Source organism: Acidovorax delafieldii 2AN (genome assembly GCF_000175235.1).
Lineage (GTDB): Bacteria > Pseudomonadota > Gammaproteobacteria > Burkholderiales > Burkholderiaceae_C > Acidovorax > Acidovorax delafieldii_B.
Genome location: NZ_ACQT01000485.1, coordinates 1 through 1,403 on the forward strand (window position 1 = coordinate 1; position 1,403 = coordinate 1,403).

1 protein-coding gene is annotated in these 1,403 nt (G+C 69.6%); it reads left to right on the top strand.

Going from position 1 to position 1,403, the window contains the following annotated elements:
• Positions 1-86: 86 nt before the first annotated feature.
• Positions 87-878 carry an alpha/beta fold hydrolase gene (locus ACDELDRAFT_RS22455; protein ID WP_005801187.1) on the top strand — a complete coding sequence of 264 codons (792 nt, stop codon included), beginning with the start codon at positions 87-89 and terminating at the stop codon, positions 876-878.
• Positions 879-1,403: the final 525 nt, after the last annotated feature.

A 1,403-nucleotide genomic window follows, 5' to 3' on the forward strand; every position in this document is an offset into this window, starting at 1 on the left:
GGGTAGCCCCCGGTGCGGGTCGCGCCCGTTGCGCGCGGCCCGGGATGGCGCCCAAGATGGCGCCTTCATCGGAACAGGAGAACCGCATGCCTTTCGCGCAGGTCAATGGCCAGAAGCTCTACTACGAGGACACGGGGGGCGACGGTCCCGCCATCGTGTTCTCGCACGGGCTGCTCATGGATGGCAGCATGTTCGCGCCGCAGGTGCAGGCCCTGCGCGGCGCGTGGCGCTGCATCACCTGGGACGAGCGCGGCCATGGCCAGACGGCCGATCCGCAGCGCTGTGAGCCCTTCAGCTATTACGACTCGGCCAACGACCTGGCCGCGCTGCTGGACCACCTGGGGGTGAAGACGGCGGTGCTGGCCGGCATGTCGCAGGGCGGCTACCTGTCGCTGAGGTGCGCGCTCACCCACCCGGCGCTGGTGCGTGCGCTGGTGCTCATCGACACCCAGGCGTTGCAGGAAGACCCGGCCAAGATGGTGGGGCACGAGGCGCTCATCCACGCCTGGCTTGCCGGTGGGCTGACGGACGACATTGCCGCCGTGGTGGCCCGCACCATCCTGGGCGACGGCTGGCCGGGCACGCCGCAGTGGCAGGCCAAGTGGCGCCAGTTCACCGTGCCCAACCTGATGCAATGCTTCACCACCCTGGGGAGCCGCGACGACATTAGCGACCGGCTGGGTGCCATCACGGTGCCGGCGCTGGTGGTGCACGGCACGCTCGACCATGCCATCGACGTGGCGCGCGCGCAGGCCATGGCCGAAGCGCTTCCGCATGCCCGCATGGTGCAGGTGCCAGGCGCTGGGCACGCCGCCAACCTGACCCACCCCGAGCCCGTCAATGCCGCGCTGGCCACGTTTCTGGCCAGCCTGCCCTAGAACCCTGTTGGCGATCTGTTCGGGGAGCGCGTTGGAGTGCAGTCGGGAGGAGTGGATGCTTCGGATGCGTCGCGGGGGCTCGTGCCCATGCAAGCGGCCGGGGCGCCAAAGCACCAGGTTCGTCGGCCCGATGTCGCTCCAACCCTTCTGGCAAGTGCCTTGCCGGGTGGTCTGCGTTGTTGCAACGCTTGCCCGTAGCGCGGGCTGTTGGCTGCGTGTTGCGCTTGGTGGCCCATCCCGGCAAGGTACTTGCGCGACCCTGCAAAGTTCGAGAACAGGCTCTTAGGAATTGCGCACGGCTTTCAGCCGCTGCTTCGCGCGCAAGGCGCTGCGCTGGCGGACCCTATGGGCGAGCGCCACCCAGCGCACAACCCGCGTGGTGCCCCGCGCGGGCCTTTGGGCGGCCGTGGGTTGCGAACGGGAAAGTGCTTCGCGGTTTTGCAAGGCTCCGCAGGCCGCACGGCACAGGGCGGGGCGTGCCGGGCATGCCGGACGGCGGCACACCCCGCAAGCAGGGCGAACAGG

Excerpts from the sequence above, each read along its gene's own strand:
- ACDELDRAFT_RS22455 (WP_005801187.1), top strand. The coding sequence starts at position 87 with ATGCCTTTCGCGCAGGTCAATGGCCAGAAGCTCTACTACGAGGACACG.